The sequence below is a fragment of the Pedococcus bigeumensis genome (genome assembly GCF_006438965.1).
GTDB lineage: Bacteria > Actinomycetota > Actinomycetes > Actinomycetales > Dermatophilaceae > Pedococcus > Pedococcus bigeumensis_A.
The window spans coordinates 417,709-433,653 of the sequence record NZ_RCZM01000001.1 but is presented as its reverse complement, the minus strand read 5'-3'; the positions used below and the strand labels follow the sequence as shown (position 1 = coordinate 433,653).

The window sequence follows — 15,945 nt, the reverse complement described above, 5'->3', positions numbered from 1 at the left end:
ACAGGCGGGATTGTGGCTGCCCTGTCCGACATGTGACCAACACCTCACTGTTACCTGTCGGATATCTTGTGCTCAGCAGTCCGATTCCGGCCCAGATCTGTGAGGCTGGAACAGAAAGCCGACGCAACCCGTTGGCAGAAGTGCGTCCACCCCACCAAAATGGGTGCGCACGTGTTTCATCCTGTGTGGAAATGGGTACGGCTAGGCTCAACGGTCGGCCCTGACTCTCAGGTGCTCGACCCTGCACACCCCCGCAATGACGCGTCCGTGCCGCGAGGTCCCCAATCCCTGGACCCGCAGAGCTCGGATGCAATTCCCCCTGTCACCGCAAGGAGCACGATCTTCATGGACTGGCGCGACCGCGCTGCCTGCCTCGACGAGGACCCCGAGCTGTTCTTCCCCATTGGGAACACCGGCCCGGCCATCCTCCAGATCGAGGAGGCAAAAGTTGTCTGTCGACGGTGCCCCGTTGTCGACGTGTGCCTCAAGTGGGCAATCGAGTCCGGCCAGGACGCCGGCGTCTGGGGTGGCATGTCCGAGGATGAGCGTCGCGCCCTCAAGCGCAGGAACGCCCGCGCCCGTCGCGCCGGCTGACCGATCTTCCCCGCGGACCGGGTCGACCCCGGTCCGCGAACGCACAGCTCCACCACCACAAGTCAAGACGCAGCGGGACCGCCTAGGCGGACTCCCTCCCCAGTGGCCGAAGCCGCGCGATGAAACGCACCCGCGTCCCGTGCGGCTTTGCTGCCTCCCAGGTGATCCGACCCCGCAGGTCCTGGATCAGCGACTGCACGATCTGGGTGCCGAGCCCGGATCCGCCCGGCCGGAAGTCGCTGGGCAGACCCGCCCCGTCGTCGGTGATCGTCACCGTGAGCAGCTCGTCACCGCGGTCGTCGGTCGAGCGCTGCGCGTCCACGGCGACGGTGCCGCCGCCGGTCTCGGCGAGGCCGTGCTCGACGGCATTCTGGACCAGCTCGGACATCACCATCGCGAGCGCAGTCGCGTCCTCGGCGCGCAGCGTGCCGAACGACCCCGTGATCCCCGACGCGATCGGGTGCTCGACCTTGGCCACCTCGGTGATGGCCTGGAGCCCGCGCACCGCGACGTCGTCGAAGTCCACCGTCTCGTCGAACCCCGCGCTCAGGGTCTCGTGCACGAGCGCGATCACCCCCACGCGCCGCACGGCCTCCTCGAGAGCAACTCGCCCGGCCTCCCCCTCGGGCAGCCGCCGAGCCTGCAGCCTCAGCAGGGCGGCGACGGTCTGCAGGTTGTTCTTCACCCGGTGGTGGATCTCGCGGATCGTCGCGTCCTTGGTGAGCAGCTCGAGCTCCCGCCGACGCAGCTCGGACACGTCGCGCAGCAGCAGCAGCGCGCCCACCCGGTTGCCGCCCTCGGTCAGCGGGATCGCGCGCATCGACACGCTCGCCCCGCGGGAGGTGACCTCGGTGCGCCACGGCGCCCGTCCGGTGACGACGACCGCGAGCGACTCGTCGACCGGCGACTCGTCGCGCAGCAGGTCGGCGACCACCCGGGCCAGCAGCTCGCCGATGACGTCGCCGACGTGCCCGAGACGGTGCACCGCCGAGAGTGCGTTGGGGCTGGCGTAGGACACGATCCCGTTGACATCCAGCCGGATCACGCCGTCACCCACCCGCGGCGCACCGCGGCGCTGCCCGGTGGGCGCGGACAGGTTGGGGAACTCCCCCGCCGCGATCATCCGGGCCAACGCGTCGGCGAGCGCCTGGTAGGTCAGCTCCAGCCGGCTCGGTGTCCGCATCGCCGCCAGGTTGGTGTGCCGCGTGATCACCGCGAGCGCGCGGCCGCCGCGGACGACGGGGATGGCTTCCTCGCGGACCGGCATGTCGTCGCGGAAGATCGGGTCCTTCTCGCGCACGATCCGCTGGTCGAGGTAGGCCTGGTCCAGCAATGACTGACGGCCCCGGTGGGTGCGCCGGCCGACGACGTCCTCGAAGAAGACCATCTGCCCGGTCGTCGGGCGCACGTGGGCGACTGCGAGCCACCCTTCGATGCCGCCCGGCACCCACAGCACGAGGTCCGCGAACGACAGGTCGGAGATGAGCTGCCAGTCACCGACGAGCAGCTGCAACCACTCGACCTCGGCGGGCGCAAGGTCGGTCGCCGACTGGAGCACCTCGTTGAGGGTGGGCACGCAGGCAGCCTAATCGCGGGTCAGGGCGGCCCTGTTCGACGGGTGGGCGGCACCTGTCCGGCTCCGGGATCGTGCCCGACACTGGGGTCGTGACCGACCTGCTGGCGTTCAGCGCCGACCTGCCCACGGAGTCCGTGCGGGCGGGCGACGTGCTCATCGCAGAGGGCTCTCCGGCCGGGCGGATGCTGGTGCTCGTCTCCGGCTCGGTCGTGGTCGAGCACGACGGGGTGCGGTTCGCCCGCATCGACACCCCCGGCGCCGTCTTCGGGGAGATGTCGGCGGTCCTGGACCGTGCCGCGACCGCGACGGTCCGAGCAGTCGAGGACGTCGTGGTGCACGTCGTCGACGACCCACTGGCCTTCCTGACCGAGCAGCCCGGGGCAGCTCTCACCGTCCTGCGGACGACGGCCGCGCGGCTCGACGGGATGACGCACTACCTGGTCGACGTCAAGAAGCAGTTCGCCGGTGCCGCCGGGCACCTCGGGCTGGTCGACCAGATCCTCGACGTCCTCCTGCACCACCAGGGCCCGCCGGCCCGCACCGGTTCGGCGCGCGACCCCGAGGGTGACCACGACGGCGACCAGGGCGACCACGAGGGTCACCATGAGCACCCGTCAGGCGAGGCTGAGCTGCTCTGAGTCGAAGACGCCGAACCAGTCCGCCGTCCCGGCGTCGGTGTCGAGGGTGATGTGCGGTGGCACCTTGCCGATCTGCTTGCCGGCGTTGAAGACCCACGTGTCGCCCAGGCGCGCGTGCCACGAGCCGCCGTTGGCCCACGGCGCCTGGTGGATGTGCCCGCAGAGCACGATGTCCGGACCGTGCTGGGCGATCCAGTCGGCGAGCTCCTGGTCAGGAAAGGTGCGGCGGCCGTCGAAGCACAGCGGTGTCCCGGCCGGCGGGGCGTGGTAGAGCCAGACCCAGCGGGCCGGACGGTCGACCGCAGCGGCGGCCAGCTGCGCGGCCACCTCGTCGCGCGTCACGGGGCCGTCCCACCAGGGGCACACGGTGAACCGCGTGTCGCCGATGTCCACGCTGGCGCCGTCGACGTGCACCGACTCGGGTTGGGGCAGCCGCAGCCAGGACGCCATCTGTTCCCCGTGCGCGCCGGGTCCGTCGAGGTCGTGGTTGCCGGACGCTACGAGGACGACTCCGCGGGCCGCGAGGAGCTCGAGGTACCTGGCCAGCACGACCGTCTGCACCGAGTGCGGCACCGGGCTGACGACATCGGCCAGGTCACCGACCACGGCGACCACGTCCACGCCGGAGGCCGCCTCCACCAGCCAGTCGTAGTGAGGCAGCCGGTAGTGCAGGTCCGACACCACGAGGATCTGCATGGCGTGATCCTCGCGGACCGGCCGCCATCCGCGCGCCCCCTTGTCACCGGCTGGACGCGCTGCCCGCGTGACCTGGCGCGGGCCCGCGCTGCCCGGCATACCTCGGACGTGGCATCACCACGAGCCCGTGGTCAGGGTCGTCCGGCCGCCACCCACGCACGGTGGTCGGTGAGCATCCGGTCGAACAGCCCGCGCAGGTCCTCCTGTGCGACGTCGTCGAGCGGCAGCCCCACCACGTCGACCAGCGCTGCCCGCCAGTCGTCGAAGGTGAGCAGCTCTCGCTCGGTCTGCGTGCTGGGGTCCGTGCGTGTGAGCAGGCAGCCACGCACGGTGTCGATGGCGGTCGCGTCCCGTCGTTGCGCGACGAACCGCCGCACGAACCCCGAGTCCGGAGAAGTCGACAGGTGGCGGTGGGCTGCGGCGACCGCGGCACCGTCACTCGGACGGCTGGTCACCAGCACGCCCGTGAACGTGCCGGACGGATCGTGGTGGAACGTCCAGCCATCGGCGACGACCTCGTCGAGGCTGTAGGCGAAGCCCGCCGGGTCGGTCACGTCACCGTCGATGAGCTCCAGCGGTGCTGCGAAGCCGTCGCCGAGCCCCACGTCGAACCACCAGCGGCCGCCTTCGCCCGGGATTCGCACGACGAGGACGAGGTGGTTGAGGTCGCCGTCCGCAGCCGGCCCGGAGTCGCCGGTCCAGACCTGGCCGTGCCTACGCTCCACGTCGTACCCCAGCCCGCGCAGCAACACCTCCGCCGCGGCGTTCTGGTGGAAGCAGTAGCCCAGCCGCCCCACCTCACCGACGCGGTCCACGCAGTCGTCCGGGTCCACCGAGGGCGGACGGCCGAGCATGATCCCGAGGTTCTCGTAGGGGATTCGCGGGAGGTGGCGGGCATGCAGCAACCGCAGCGTCTCGAGCGTCGGCTCGGGTGCGTGGTCCAGTCCCAACCACCCCAGGTATGCCGCGTGGGCGGCGACGTCAGCCATGGGCGCCTTCGCGGATCGGGCCTGGCCAGCCGGCGCCGGCGGCCGGGGCAGGCGCGGACCACACCGTGCCGTCCCAGTCGGTGTGGGTCATCAGGTGCTGCGCGCCGGGCCACGTTGCTCCGACGACGAACAGGGTGCTGCGGTCCGGGCCGCCGAGCATGCAGGCGAACGCGCCACGGTCGACGGCGACCCTGGCGAGGACCTCGCCTCCTTCGGCCACGCGGACGCAGTGCTGACCGGGGACGGACGCGTACCACGCGGCTCCATCGGCATCGAGACAGATGCCGTCGGGGGCGTCGTCACCGAGGTCGGCCCACACCCGCCCGCCGGACAGCGTCCCGTCCTGTGCGATGTCGAAGCCGACGAGCTGGTGGCGGTAGGAGTCAGCCACCACCAAGGTCTGGTTGTCGGCAGTCACGGCCATGCCGTTCGGGAAGGCGAGGTCGTCGGCGACGACCCGCGCCGCTCCATCAGGAGTCACGAGGGCCACGAACCCCGGAGCGACCTCACCCGGAGGAGTCGTCGTGCCGAAGTCGGCGTTGCCGTTGTTGACGTAGGTGTTGCCGCGACCGTCGACAACGATGTCGTTGCAGCCGTGGGGCGAAAGCTTCGACAGATCGGCGTACCTCGTCAGCCCGCCATCCGCGCCCAGCCGCAGCAGGGCGTTGCTCGGCCCCGAGACGAGCACCGGGGAGCCGTCAGGGAGGAAGTCGAAGCACAGCGGCAGCGACCGGTGCTCGACCACGAGCTGCGGCTCACCGGAGTCGCCGATCGTCAGGATCTGTCCGGCCGTCCAGTCGGCAAACCAGAGGCCGTTGCCCGACCACCGTGGTGACTCCAGCAGACCGAGACCGCTCGTCAGGGTGTCCATCTCGGGATCCTCTCGGTGCGTTGTGCCGTCGGGCGCCTGTCGGCGCCCCTGTGGTGGACTGCTGAGATGTTGACTGCCCGACGGCCCGGGACTCATCGCGAAGGGGTCCGGGACTCATCGTGAACGGTCAGTGGACGGTGAGTCCGTCGCCGACCGAGATGGCCCCGGGTCGGACGACCGACGCGTAGATCCCCGCGTTGAGGTCGTGGTGGTCACTGATCGCTCGGAGCATTCCGGGGCGGGCCGGTAGACCCACCTGGGCCACGCCCACCATCCGGCACCGCTCGATCGGCTCGCTGACCCGAAGCCCAACCCCGCCGATGGTGACGTCGTGCCCGACCCAGTCCTCCTCGGCATACGGCTGCTCGGTCTGGACGACGATGTTGGCGCGCAGGTGGCGCGGGTCGAGCGGTCGGCCGTCGCCCTCGTGGCGACCGAGCTCGGCGAGCGTCGCGCTACCGACGATCGAGAGCTGTGCCGCGTCCTGGTGCATGACGTCGGTCTCGCGGCGCAGGGAGACGGGCTCGCCGAAGTGCGCTGACAGGACGGCGTCCGAGTCCTGCTGTCCGACAACGACTTCCGTTCCATCGCCCAGCATCACCACCGTGGCGGCACCGCGCTTGGCGGCGACCAGGTCGAAGACCGGGTCCATCCGCCGGAACCGCCGCGAGTGCTTGCCGCTGGCGAGCTTGCCGTCGGCGCCGTAGACCGCGTACTCCCGGTCGGCGAGCAGACCGTCAGGCCCTACCTGCGCCGTCGACAGGGACTCGCCGCCCATCGACTTCACCGGGTACCGGGTCACAAGCACGACGCGACCGCTCGCCATCTCTGCCTCCATCCGGCCACCCTAACTGGCCCGATGACCCTCCATCGGCGACCGTTTCGCCCTAGTCTCGCCATCCATGACCGAACAGTCCGCCGCTGCGCCCCTGGGCACCATCCGGCTCACCATCCAGGGCAGTGTGATGACCAGCAACCTGCTCACCCCCACCTTGCGGATCAACGGATACCCCGTCCCGACTCGCTACGGGACCCAGGACCTGCCGGTCTACGCAGGCCCGAACCACCTGGACATGGAAGCGCAGTGGATGCGCACCTACGGGCAGGCCGCCATCGACACCACCGTGGCACCCGGTCAGGTCGTCGAGGTCTGGTACGCCTCGCCGCTGCACCAGTTCGCCCGGGGGAACATCGGGTTCACCAAGCAACCGCGTCCCGGGATGGGCTGCGTGCTGGTGCTACTCGGCTTCCTCGCCCTCTGCCTGGTCCTCGTCGTCGTGGGACTCGTCGCCGACGCCCTGACCTAGGAGCTGGCAGCTCCCGAGCGGATCACCGAGCGCAGGGTGCGCAGGGCAACCGAGAGCGCGGCGATGTTGGGCTTGTCGAGGCGCTCGATGCCGGACAGGGCCGTCTTGGCGCGGGTCAGGCTCTCGGAGTTGGCCTTGGCCCACTCCTCGTAGCGCGCCACCGGTGTCGCGCCCGAGGTCGACGCGTCGATCACGGAACGCACCAAGCTCTCCAGCACGGCATACAGGTCATCGCGCAGGGCACCACGCGCCAGCGCGTCCCACCGGTCGTCGCGCGGCAGGTTGGTGACCCGGGTGAGCATCGCGTCGATGCCGAACCGCTCCGACAGGACGAAGTAGAGCGGTGCCACGTCGGCCGGCGCCTCACCCGTGTCGGTGGCGATGTCGACGATGTCGAGCAGCGAGAACTGGTCGAGCAGGCTCGCCGAGCGCAGCGCAAGGTCGTCGGGAACGCCGACCTTCTCGAGGCCGGAGGCGTTGCGCTGCAACCGCTTCAGCTCCGCGCCCTTGAGCAGGTCCGGGATCTGTGGGGCGAACTGACCGACCACCGCTCCGAACCTGGCCACCTCGTTGGCAACGTCGAGCCGGGAGGGCCGAGAGGTGAGGAACCACCGCATCGACCGGTCGATCAGGCGACGGAACTCGAGGTAGAGCTGGCTCTGCACCTCGGTGGACACGACGTTGTCGAGGGCCTCGATCTCGCGGACGAAGCTCGGCAGGTCGAAGATCTCGCGGCAGACCACGAACGCCCGGGCGATCTGTTCGGGCGTCGCACCGGTTTCCTCCATGGCCCGGAAGGCGAACGTGATCCCGCCGCGGTTGACCATCGAGTTGACGACCGAGTTCGTGATGATCTCGCGCCGAAGCGGGTGCTCGGCGAGCTCCCCGGCGAACTGCACGCGCAGCGCCTCGGGGAAGTAGTCGGTCAGGGTCGCCTGGAACCACGGGTCGTCCGGCAGCTCGGACGGCAGCAGGTCCTCCTTGAGGGCCAGCTTGGCGTAGGCGACGAGCACGGAGAACTCGGGCGACTTCAGGCCGAGGCCGTCGGCGAACCGGCGGTCGATCTCGGTGTCGGTCGGCAGGAACTCCAGGGCCCGGTCGAGGTCTCCGCGCTCCTCCAGCCAGTGGATCAGCCGCTGGTGCACCGGGAGCATCGGGTGCTCTTGGGCGCGGGCGTTGCCGAGCAGGACGTTCTGCTCGTAGTTGTCGCGCAGCACCTGATGGGCCACGTCGCCGGTCATCGACGCGAGCAGCGTGTTGCGCTGCTTGAGCGTCATGTCCCCCGCCTTGACCAGGGCCGTGAGCAGGATCTTGATGTTGACCTCGTGGTCGGAGGTGTCGACGCCCGCGGAGTTGTCGATGGCGTCGGTGTTGACCCGGACGCCGTGCAGGGCCGCCTCGATCCGGCCGAGCTGGCTCAGGCCCAGGTTGCCGCCCTCCCCGACCACCTTGCAGCGCAGCTGCCCGCCGTCGACACGGATCGCGTCGTTGGCGCGGTCGCCGATGTCGGCGTTGCTCTCGGTGACGGCCTTGACGTAGGTGCCGATGCCGCCGTTCCAGAGCAGGTCGACCGGCGCCTGGAGGATCGCCTTCATCAGGGCGGCCGGCGTCATCGACGTGGCGGACTTGGGCAGGCCCAGCGCCTCGGTCATCTCCGGCGTGATGGCAATCGCCTTGAGCGACCGGTCGAAGATCCCACCACCGCTGGAGATGAGCGAGGTGTCGTAGTCGGCCCACGACGAGCGAGGCAGGTCGAACAGGCGCTGACGCTCCGGGAAGCTCGTCGCCGCAACGGGATTCGGGTCCACGAAGATGTGGCGGTGGTCGAAGGCGGCCACCAGCCTGATGTGCTCGGAGAGCAACATGCCGTTGCCGAACACGTCACCGGACATGTCGCCGATGCCGACCGTGGTGAAGTCCTGGGTCTGGGTGTCGTGGCCCATCTCGCGGAAGTGCCGCTTGACGGACTCCCAGGCACCGCGCGCGGTGATGCCCATGGCCTTGTGGTCGTAGCCTGCCGAACCGCCTGAAGCGAAGCCGTCGTCGAGCCAGAAGCCGTAGGACTGGGCCACCCCGTTGGCGATGTCCGAGAAGGTCGCGGTGCCCTTGTCCGCGGCGACCACGAGGTAGGAGTCGTCGGAGTCGTGGCGCACCACCGAGGCAGGGGGCACGATCTGCGACCCGTCCCGGTTGTCGGTGAGGTCGAGCAGCCCGGAGATGAAGACCTTGTAGGACCCGATGCCTTCGGCGAGCCACGCGTCACGGTCGACCGTGGGGTCGGGCAGCTGCTTGGCGTAGAAGCCGCCCTTGGAGCCGGTCGGCACGATGACGGCGTTCTTGACCATCTGCGCCTTGACCAGCCCGAGCACCTCGGTGCGGAAGTCCTCCCGCCGGTCCGACCAGCGCAACCCGCCGCGGGCCACCGGACCGAACCGCAGGTGCACGCCCTCGACCCTGGGCGAGTAGACGAAGATCTCGAACTGCGGTCGCGGGGCCGGCAGGTCGGGGACCTTCTTGGGGTTGAGCTTGAGCGAGACGTAGGACTTGTCCGCCCCCGACTCGTCCGGCTGGTAGAAGTTCGTCCGGAGGGTCGCAGTGATCACGCCGAGGAAGGCCCGGATGATCCGGTCGTGGTCGAGGCTCTTGACCTCGTCGAGGTCCTTGGTGATCCGCTCGCACAGGGCGCTCTCGGCCGCCTCACGCTCGGGACTGGCGGCGCCGGCATACCGGCTGGGGTCGAAACGGGTCTCGAAGAGGGCCACGAGCTTGCCCGCCAGCTTGACGTTGGACCTCAAGGCCGTCTCGACGTAGTCCTGGGAGAAGGTCGAACCGGTCTGGCGGAGGTACTTGGCGACGGTGCGCAGGATGACCACCTGCCGCCAGGTCAGCCCGGCCCCGAGGACAAGGGCGTTGAACCCGTCGGACTCGGCCTGGCCGCGCCACACGGCACCGACCGAGTCCTGGAACAGCTCGCGCAGCCGGTCGCGGCCACCATCACCGGTCCACACCTTGTCGTTGCGCACCCGGAGCCCGAAGTCGTAGACCCACAGGTTGACGCCGTCACCGCGGGAGACCTCGTAGGGCCGCTCGTCGACCACCTCGACACCCATGTGGGTGAACATCGGCAGCACCTCGGTCAGCGAGAGGGGGCTGCGCCGGTAGAGCTTGAAGCGGCGCTCGTTGGCTGGGGCTCCGGGCTCCTGGTACATGTTCAGCCCGGTCGAGTCGTCGCTCACGAGCGCATCCATGTGGCGGATGTCGGCCACCCCGATGCGCGAGCTGAAGTCTTCCTTGTAGGCCTCTGGGAAGGCTCGGCCGTAGAGGCCCGACAGACGTGCTGCGGCCTCCTCACCGAGCTCGGAGCGAGCGGCCTCACCCAGGTCCTCTTCCCACGTGCGGGTGGCGTCGACCAGCTGGCGTTCGAGGACCGCCTCGTCGATGGAGGGGATCGACTCCCCCGCAGGGACGCGGACGACGAAGTGCAGGCGGGCCAGGACGGACTCGGACACTCGTGTCGTGAAGTCGACCGTGGCTCCCGGAAAGGCCTGTCGCAGAATGGATTCCATCTTGAGCCGCACCGCGGTGTTGTAGCGGTCTCGGGGGATGTAGACCAGGCATGACACGAACCGGCCGAACCGGTCGCGGCGCAGGAAGAGCTTGGTCTTGCGCCGTTCCTGCAGGTGCAGCACGGCGGTCGCGTTGTCGTAGAGCGACTCCTCCTCGGCCTGGAACAGCTCGTCGCGCGGGTAGGTTTCGAGCACCTCGAGCAGGTCCTTGCCCGAGTGGGAGTCGGGCAGGAAGCCGGTGCGCTGGAAGATCGCGGCGACCTTGTCGCGAAGGACCGGCACGCGGGTGACCGACTCGGTGTAGGCGCTGGAGGTGAACAGACCGAGGAACCGCTTCTCTCCCGTCACCTCCCCGGCATCGTCGAACTGCTTGACGCTGACGTAGTCGAGATAGGTGTTGCGGTGCACCGTCGCACGCGAGTTCGCCTTGGTGATGATGAGCAGCTCACGCGCCCTGGCGACGGCTCGGGCCTGCTCGCTGAGCAGCACTCCGTCGCCGGTGGGGTCGTAGCGGAGCAGCCCCAGCCCGGTGCCCTGGACACCTTCGAGCCGATCGGCGTCGACGCCGCGGTGGAGGGCGTACTCGCGGTAGCCGAGGAAGGTGAAGTGGTTGTCGGCCAGCCACTCCAGCAGACCGCGAGCCTGCTCGACCTCCTCGGCCTCGATACCGGCGGGCGGTGCGTCGATGAGATCCTGCGCCACCTGCGAGCAGGTCGCCTTCATCTTGGGCCAGTCCTCGACGGCCTCGCGCACGTTGCCGAGCACTCCGCGCAGGCCTTCGGCGACCTCGTCGCGCTTGGACAGGTCGCTGTCGCGGTCGATCTCCAGGTGCATCCAGGACTCGCGGACCAGGCCGAAACCGCCGCTGTCGCCGTCGCCCGAGCTGCCGGTGTCGCCGAGCACGAGCTCCTCGAGCTCACCAGCGGCGTTGCGCCGCACTCGCATCGTCGGGTGGACGACGAGGTGCACGGAGCGCTCCATCCGCTGGAGCTCGGCGCTCACCGAGTCGACGAGGAAGGGCATGTCGTCGGTGACGATCTGCACGACGGTGTGCCCGCTGGCCCAGCCCTGTTCCTCGACCTCGGGGTTGAAGACCTCGACCTTGGCCGTCCCGACGGGCCGGTCCTGGGCCAGCTCGCGGTGCGCCATAGCCGCGCCCAGCAGGTCCTCGGGCGCCCGCGCGAGGAGGTCCTCGGTGGCCACGTGTCGGTAGTAGGTCCGGAGGAACTGTTCGACCGCCTCACCCCCTGCGTGGTCCGCGCGCTCGGCGGCGGTGTGCAGGAGTTGCTGACGGGACTGCTCCAGCGACGCAGACATGCTGTCGACTTCATCCTCACGTGGGTCGTCATGCTCTGGGGTCGTCATGCACCGGCCGCACCACGATGTGCGCCACAACCGACACTATCGCTCGCTGGCGGCGGGCGGCATACCCCGTCCCTTCCGCCCCTTTGGAACCACGTTTGCGCAGGTCAACGTGTGTTTTTTCCGAATCTGTGGTGAGGTGGGGTGTTTGCATACACGAACAGAAGGAGCTCCACTGTGATCATCCTCGGCATTGTCTTGCTGATTCTTGGCCTCTTGGTCGCCAGCCTCAAGGTCCTCGTGACCATTGGCGCCATCCTCATTGTGGTCGGGCTCGTCCTGGCCGTTCTGGGTGGCACCGGCCGCGCCATTGGCGGCCGGAAGCACTGGTACTGATCGGACCTAGTTCGTGATGAACGGCCCTCGGGGTGCCCCCATGTGGGTATCTCCGGGGGCCGTTGTCATGCCCTCACTACAGTGATGGGTATGCCGCCCGCTTCGGTCGATCCCGACCGTCTCCGCTCGCTCGGCGCGGCCCTAGGCCCGCTGCGCGAGTGCGCCAGGGAGGGGGCCGAGGAGGTCCTCGCCCCGTTCCCCGAGCTGGGCGACCGCGAGACCCAGGCGGCCCTCGACGGCTGGGTGGACCAGCTCGCCGACCTGCTGCGCGAGATCGAGGCAACCGGGTCCGACCTGGCCGACCGGCTACGTGTGGCCGCGCTCAACGCCGTCGGCCCACCGGCAGCCGCTGCGCACGAGGAGCAGGACACCCGGGGAGAGGTCGCTGCGACCGGCGATGCGTGGACGAGCACGACGCCCCGCGAGGGGTTCCGGTGACCGGTCCCGTCAGCGGCGACTCCGCCTCATGCTCCCAGCTCGGGGGCTCGCTCCGACAGCTCGCCACCCGGCTGCGCAGCACCGGCCGCGCCGCCCACGACGCGTTCGACAACGGCGACCGTGCCCGGCCGGGCCCGGTCCTCGTGCAGGCCCGGCGCCGCGTCGACCTCCTCGACACCGCGGCAGCCACGGCGGCCCGCGAGGTCGACCGGATCGGCACGGCCCTCCAGGCCCACGCCAGCGACCTGGCCGAGGCGGTTGCCCACAGCCGGCTGCTGACCGACCGCGCCGAGGCAGCCGGACTCCGGGTCGTCGACGGTGAGCTCACGGCCGGCTGGGGCGTGAGGGGGGTCGCGGACGAGCAGGCACGTACTCAGCAGACGGCTCTGCGCGAGCGCCTGCAGGCCGAGCTCGACACCGTCACCGCGCTGGTGGGCCGGCGCCGGGCCCGACTCACCGCAGCCCTTCGCGAGTCGCACGACGTCCTGGCCACCCATGCCGGAGCGCTGCGCCGATGAGGACCGTCGACCTCAACGCCGACCTGGGCGAGTCGTTCGGCCGGTGGACCCTCGGCGACGACGAGGCCATGCTCGACGTCGTCACCAGCGCCAACGTCGCGTGCGGCTTCCACGCCGGCGACCCACGCGGGCTGCTGCGTGTGTGCGAGCAGGCCGCCGAGCGTGGCGTGGTCGTCGGCGCACAGGTGGGCTACCGCGACCTCGCCGGGTTCGGTCGCCGCTTCATCGACCTCGATCCCGCCGACCTGCTGGCCGACGTGGTCTACCAGATCGGTGCACTGCAGGGTGTGTGCGCGGCTGCCGGCACGTCCGTGCGCTACGTCAAGCCCCACGGCGCCCTCTACAACGCCGTCGTGAGCCACGAGGCGCAGGCCCGTGCGGTCGTCGAGGCGGTCCGCCGGGTCGACCCCTCACTGCCGTTGCTCGGCCTTCCCGGCTCCGTGCTGCTCACCCTCGCCGAAGCCGCCGGGATCCCGACCGTCGCCGAGGCCTTCGCCGACCGGGCCTACACCGCCGTCGGCACCCTCGTTCCTCGAAGTGAAGCCGGTGCGGTCCTGCACGACCCCGAGACGGTCGCCGCACGCGCCGTCCGGCTCGTCGCGACCGGGCGGGTGGACGCCGCGGACGGTACGGCCGTCCACGTGGACGCCGCCTCGTTGTGCGTCCACGGCGACAGCCCGGGAGCGGTGTCGATGGCCACCGCCGTCCGGGCCGGCCTGGAGGCCGCGGGCGTGACGTTGGCACCCTTCGTCGCCCTCGCGGGCCAGTAGTGCCTCCCACGTCAGTGCCGCCCACGTCAGCACCGCCCACGTCCCGGCCTCCTACGTCCCGACCGTCGTGACCAGTCGGGTGCTGGCGTACGGCGAGCAGGCCGTCATCGTCGAGGTCGACTCACTTGCCGAGGTACTCGCACTTCACCGCCTGCTGTGGGTCCACGAGCGGGCACCCGGGCTGGTCGATGCCGTCACCGGTGCTCGCACCTTGCTCCTGGTCTGCGACGCTCCGTCAGCGCTGGCGGGCATCCGGTCACGGGCTCACGCCGCGCTCCGCGAGCTAGCGGCGATGCCGGGACACGCGGAGCGTGCTGACCACGCGTCCGGGGACAGGTCCCCTGACAACGAGTCTCCTGAGGACGTCGTCGAGGTCGAGGTGCGCTACGACGGCCCCGACCTCGCGGAGGTGGCGGCTCTCACGGGCCTGACCGTCGACGAGGTCGTCGGGGCCCACACGGGACGGCTCTGGCAGGTGGGCTTCGCGGGGTTCGCCCCCGGGTTCGCCTACCTCGTCGACGGCGACCCGCGCCTGGCCGTCCCGCGCAGGGCCACCCCACGGACCAGCGTGCCGGCCGGTGCGGTCGGCCTCGCGGGTGCGTTCAGCGGCATCTACCCCCGGGCCTCCCCCGGTGGCTGGCAGCTCATCGGGCACACCGACATGGCGCTCTGGGACCTCGATCGCGACCCCCCGGCACTGCTGCAACCAGGGCTGCGGGTCAGGTTCGTCGCTCTGGAGGACCACCAGTGAGGGCCGGTGACCACGCGGCCTACGCGCGGCTCGAGGTGGTGGCGGCCGGGCCGCTCACCCTCGTCGAAGACCTGGGCCGACCCGGCCTGGCGGCGCTGGGGGTCGGCCCGTCGGGCGCCGCCGACCGCGGCTCGTTCGCCCTCGGCGCTCGGCTGCTCGGCCAACCCACCGACCGCGCCGCCCTGGAGGTCCACCACGGTGGACTCACCCTGCGCGCGCACGGCAGCGTCACCATGACCCTGACCGGCGCCCCCGCGCCGACGACCGTCGACGGGACCGCCGTCGGGTATGCCGCGCCGTTCCTCGTGCGCGACGGCTCGGTCCTGCAGGTGGGTCGGCCAACCAGCGGGCTGCGCACCTACGTGAGTGTGCGCGGCGGGATCGACGTGCCGGTGGTGCTCGGATCTCGTTCGTACGACACGCTCTCCGGGATCGGTCCCAGGCCGCTGGAGGATGGCGATGTGCTGGCCGTCGGTCAGCCTCTCGGCGAACCCATCGTCGATGTCGCGCCGGTGGCTCCCCCTGCCAGCGGCCTGGTGACGTTGGAGCTCACCCGGGGACCTCGCGGCGACTGGCTCGCGGACCTCACGGCGCTGACGGACACGCCATGGCAGGTCGACGCGAGGAGTGACCGTGTCGGCGTGCGACTCGACGGTGCTGCGCTGACGCGAGCAGCCGGTTTCGAGGGTCTGGAGCTGCCGAGCGAGGGGCTCGTCCAGGGTGCGGTGCAGCTCCCCGCTGACGGGCGGCCGGTCCTCTTCCTCGCCGACCACCCCGTCACCGGTGGCTACCCGGTGGTCGCCGTCCTCAGCTCCCGGTCGGTGGACGCAGCCGCTCAGCTCGTCGCCGGTCAGGCGGTGCGGCTGCGGCAGGTGTCGTCGCGGTCCTGACGGTCACGTGGCTACGCTGACACGCGACGTCCGCCGCACGGTGGGCACCCACTGCGTGACAGGAGAAGACGCATGAAGATCGCCAAGTCGATCGAGTACGCCGCCACCCCTGAGGAGGTCTTCGCCGTCCTGTCGGACGTGAAGTTCCAGGAGGCCAAGTGCGCCGCCACGGCAGCCATCAAGCACTCCGCGAACGTCGAGACGGTAGGCGACCACACGGTCATCACGACCTCCCGGATCCTGCCGAGCGACGGGCTGCCCGACTTCGCCAAGTCGATGGTGGGCGAGACCCTCAAGGTCACCGAGACGCAGGACTGGGGCCCGGCGTCGGCCGACGGCAGCCGCCGGGGAACGGTCGAGATGGCGGTCGCGGGCGCACCGATCGCACTCAACGGCACCCTGGGGCTCGCGCCCGGCGGTCCGGGGACCATCGAGAAGCTCGACGCCGAGCTCAAGGCGAGGATTCCGCTCGTCGGCGGCAAGATCGAGAAGGCCGCCGCTCCGCCCATCGAGGAAGCCATCGACATCGAGGCACGGACCGCGCAGGAGTGGCTCGCCCGCTGAGGCGACGTGGGGCCAGGAACTGGCCACGCGGCATACGAAAGGGCTTGGAACCACAACGGTTCCAAGCCCTTTCGGCTGC

General features: G+C 70.4%; 16 protein-coding genes. 10 read left to right on the top strand and 6 right to left on the bottom strand.

All coding sequences use genetic code 11. The features are described from left to right. Positions 1-345: 345 nt before the first annotated feature. Positions 346-594, top strand: coding sequence for a WhiB family transcriptional regulator (locus EAH86_RS01935; RefSeq protein WP_140736930.1), 249 nt, complete (start codon positions 346-348; stop codon positions 592-594). Between the two features lie 82 nt (positions 595-676). On the opposite strand, the gene EAH86_RS01930 is transcribed toward EAH86_RS01935, so the two are convergent. Further along, positions 677-2,170 carry a sensor histidine kinase gene (locus tag EAH86_RS01930; RefSeq protein ID WP_140736929.1) on the bottom strand — a complete coding sequence of 498 codons (1,494 nt, stop codon included), beginning with the start codon at positions 2,168-2,170 and terminating at the stop codon, positions 677-679. 89 nt (positions 2,171-2,259) lie between these two features. Here EAH86_RS01930 and EAH86_RS01925 point away from each other — a divergent pair, with 89 nt between their 5' ends. Further along, positions 2,260-2,808 (top strand): cyclic nucleotide-binding domain-containing protein, encoded by a 549-nt coding sequence (locus EAH86_RS01925; protein ID WP_140736928.1) that lies wholly within the window; start codon positions 2,260-2,262, stop codon positions 2,806-2,808. Here the strand turns inward: EAH86_RS01925 and EAH86_RS01920 are convergent. The 4 genes from EAH86_RS01920 to EAH86_RS01905 form a co-directional block, all read right to left on the bottom strand. Then, complete coding sequence (locus EAH86_RS01920; RefSeq protein ID WP_161988542.1) at positions 2,785-3,504, bottom strand: metallophosphoesterase family protein; 720 nt, start codon at positions 3,502-3,504, stop codon at positions 2,785-2,787. The two genes, EAH86_RS01925 and EAH86_RS01920, sit on opposite strands and share 24 nt — an antisense overlap. A gap of 131 nt (positions 3,505-3,635) precedes the next feature. Continuing rightward, positions 3,636-4,493, bottom strand: a complete 858-nt coding sequence (locus EAH86_RS01915; RefSeq protein WP_140736926.1) for an arylamine N-acetyltransferase family protein — start codon at positions 4,491-4,493, stop codon at positions 3,636-3,638. Next, the gene (locus EAH86_RS01910; RefSeq protein WP_140736925.1) at positions 4,486-5,364 is read right to left on the bottom strand and encodes an SMP-30/gluconolactonase/LRE family protein; all 879 of its coding nucleotides are present in this window, start codon (positions 5,362-5,364) and stop codon (positions 4,486-4,488) included. The genes EAH86_RS01915 and EAH86_RS01910 overlap by 8 nt, the downstream gene beginning before the upstream one ends. A 127-nt stretch (positions 5,365-5,491) precedes the next feature. Beyond that, a complete protein-coding gene (locus tag EAH86_RS01905; protein ID WP_140736924.1) occupies positions 5,492-6,202 on the bottom strand; it encodes an MOSC domain-containing protein in 711 nt (236 codons plus the stop codon). A 64-nt stretch (positions 6,203-6,266) separates the two neighbouring features. On the opposite strand from EAH86_RS01905, the gene EAH86_RS01900 reads away from it, so the two are divergent. Next, positions 6,267-6,671 carry a hypothetical protein gene (locus tag EAH86_RS01900; protein WP_140736923.1) on the top strand — a complete coding sequence of 135 codons (405 nt, stop codon included), beginning with the start codon at positions 6,267-6,269 and terminating at the stop codon, positions 6,669-6,671. Here the strand turns inward: EAH86_RS01900 and EAH86_RS01895 are convergent. Next, positions 6,668-11,554: an NAD-glutamate dehydrogenase gene (locus EAH86_RS01895; RefSeq protein WP_140736922.1), complete on the bottom strand. Its 4,887-nt coding sequence runs from the start codon at positions 11,552-11,554 to the stop codon at positions 6,668-6,670. The genes EAH86_RS01900 and EAH86_RS01895 overlap by 4 nt on opposite strands. 222 nt (positions 11,555-11,776) lie before the next feature. Between EAH86_RS01895 and EAH86_RS20390 the strand changes: the two genes are divergently transcribed. The 7 genes from EAH86_RS20390 to EAH86_RS01865 all read left to right on the top strand — a co-directional run bounded on the left by EAH86_RS20390 (position 11,777) and on the right by EAH86_RS01865 (position 15,866). Continuing rightward, the gene (locus EAH86_RS20390) at positions 11,777-11,935 is read left to right on the top strand and encodes a DUF6131 family protein (protein ID WP_170212756.1); all 159 of its coding nucleotides are present in this window, start codon (positions 11,777-11,779) and stop codon (positions 11,933-11,935) included. 90 nt (positions 11,936-12,025) lie between these two features. Continuing rightward, positions 12,026-12,373 (top strand): hypothetical protein, encoded by a 348-nt coding sequence (locus EAH86_RS01890; protein WP_140736921.1) that lies wholly within the window; start codon positions 12,026-12,028, stop codon positions 12,371-12,373. Beyond that, the gene (locus EAH86_RS01885) at positions 12,370-12,891 is read left to right on the top strand and encodes a hypothetical protein (RefSeq protein ID WP_140736920.1); all 522 of its coding nucleotides are present in this window, start codon (positions 12,370-12,372) and stop codon (positions 12,889-12,891) included. Before EAH86_RS01890 ends, EAH86_RS01885 begins: the two co-directional genes overlap by 4 nt. Beyond that, positions 12,888-13,661, top strand: a complete 774-nt coding sequence (locus EAH86_RS01880; protein WP_140736919.1) for a LamB/YcsF family protein — start codon at positions 12,888-12,890, stop codon at positions 13,659-13,661. Before EAH86_RS01885 ends, EAH86_RS01880 begins: the two co-directional genes overlap by 4 nt. A gap of 67 nt (positions 13,662-13,728) precedes the next feature. Continuing rightward, positions 13,729-14,412 (top strand): 5-oxoprolinase subunit B family protein, encoded by a 684-nt coding sequence (locus tag EAH86_RS01875; RefSeq protein WP_140736918.1) that lies wholly within the window; start codon positions 13,729-13,731, stop codon positions 14,410-14,412. After that, positions 14,409-15,302, top strand: coding sequence for a biotin-dependent carboxyltransferase family protein (locus EAH86_RS01870; protein WP_140736917.1), 894 nt, complete (start codon positions 14,409-14,411; stop codon positions 15,300-15,302). The genes EAH86_RS01875 and EAH86_RS01870 overlap by 4 nt, the downstream gene beginning before the upstream one ends. Positions 15,303-15,374: 72 nt before the next feature. After that, positions 15,375-15,866 carry a DUF2505 domain-containing protein gene (locus EAH86_RS01865; RefSeq protein ID WP_140736916.1) on the top strand — a complete coding sequence of 164 codons (492 nt, stop codon included), beginning with the start codon at positions 15,375-15,377 and terminating at the stop codon, positions 15,864-15,866. Positions 15,867-15,945 lie beyond the last annotated feature (79 nt).

Coding starts and splice junctions, on each gene's coding strand:
- EAH86_RS01935 (WP_140736930.1), top strand. CDS start 346: ATGGACTGGCGCGACCGCGCTGCCTGCCTCGACGAGGACCCCGAGCTG.
- EAH86_RS01920 (WP_161988542.1), bottom strand. CDS start 3,504: ATGCAGATCCTCGTGGTGTCGGACCTGCACTACCGGCTGCCTCACTAC.
- EAH86_RS01915 (WP_140736926.1), bottom strand. CDS start 4,493: ATGGCTGACGTCGCCGCCCACGCGGCATACCTGGGGTGGTTGGGACTG.
- EAH86_RS01910 (WP_140736925.1), bottom strand. CDS start 5,364: ATGGACACCCTGACGAGCGGTCTCGGTCTGCTGGAGTCACCACGGTGG.
- EAH86_RS01905 (WP_140736924.1), bottom strand. CDS start 6,202: ATGGAGGCAGAGATGGCGAGCGGTCGCGTCGTGCTTGTGACCCGGTAC.
- EAH86_RS01900 (WP_140736923.1), top strand. CDS start 6,267: ATGACCGAACAGTCCGCCGCTGCGCCCCTGGGCACCATCCGGCTCACC.
- EAH86_RS01895 (WP_140736922.1), bottom strand. CDS start 11,554: ATGTCTGCGTCGCTGGAGCAGTCCCGTCAGCAACTCCTGCACACCGCC.
- EAH86_RS01890 (WP_140736921.1), top strand. CDS start 12,026: ATGCCGCCCGCTTCGGTCGATCCCGACCGTCTCCGCTCGCTCGGCGCG.
- EAH86_RS01880 (WP_140736919.1), top strand. CDS start 12,888: ATGAGGACCGTCGACCTCAACGCCGACCTGGGCGAGTCGTTCGGCCGG.
- EAH86_RS01865 (WP_140736916.1), top strand. CDS start 15,375: ATGAAGATCGCCAAGTCGATCGAGTACGCCGCCACCCCTGAGGAGGTC.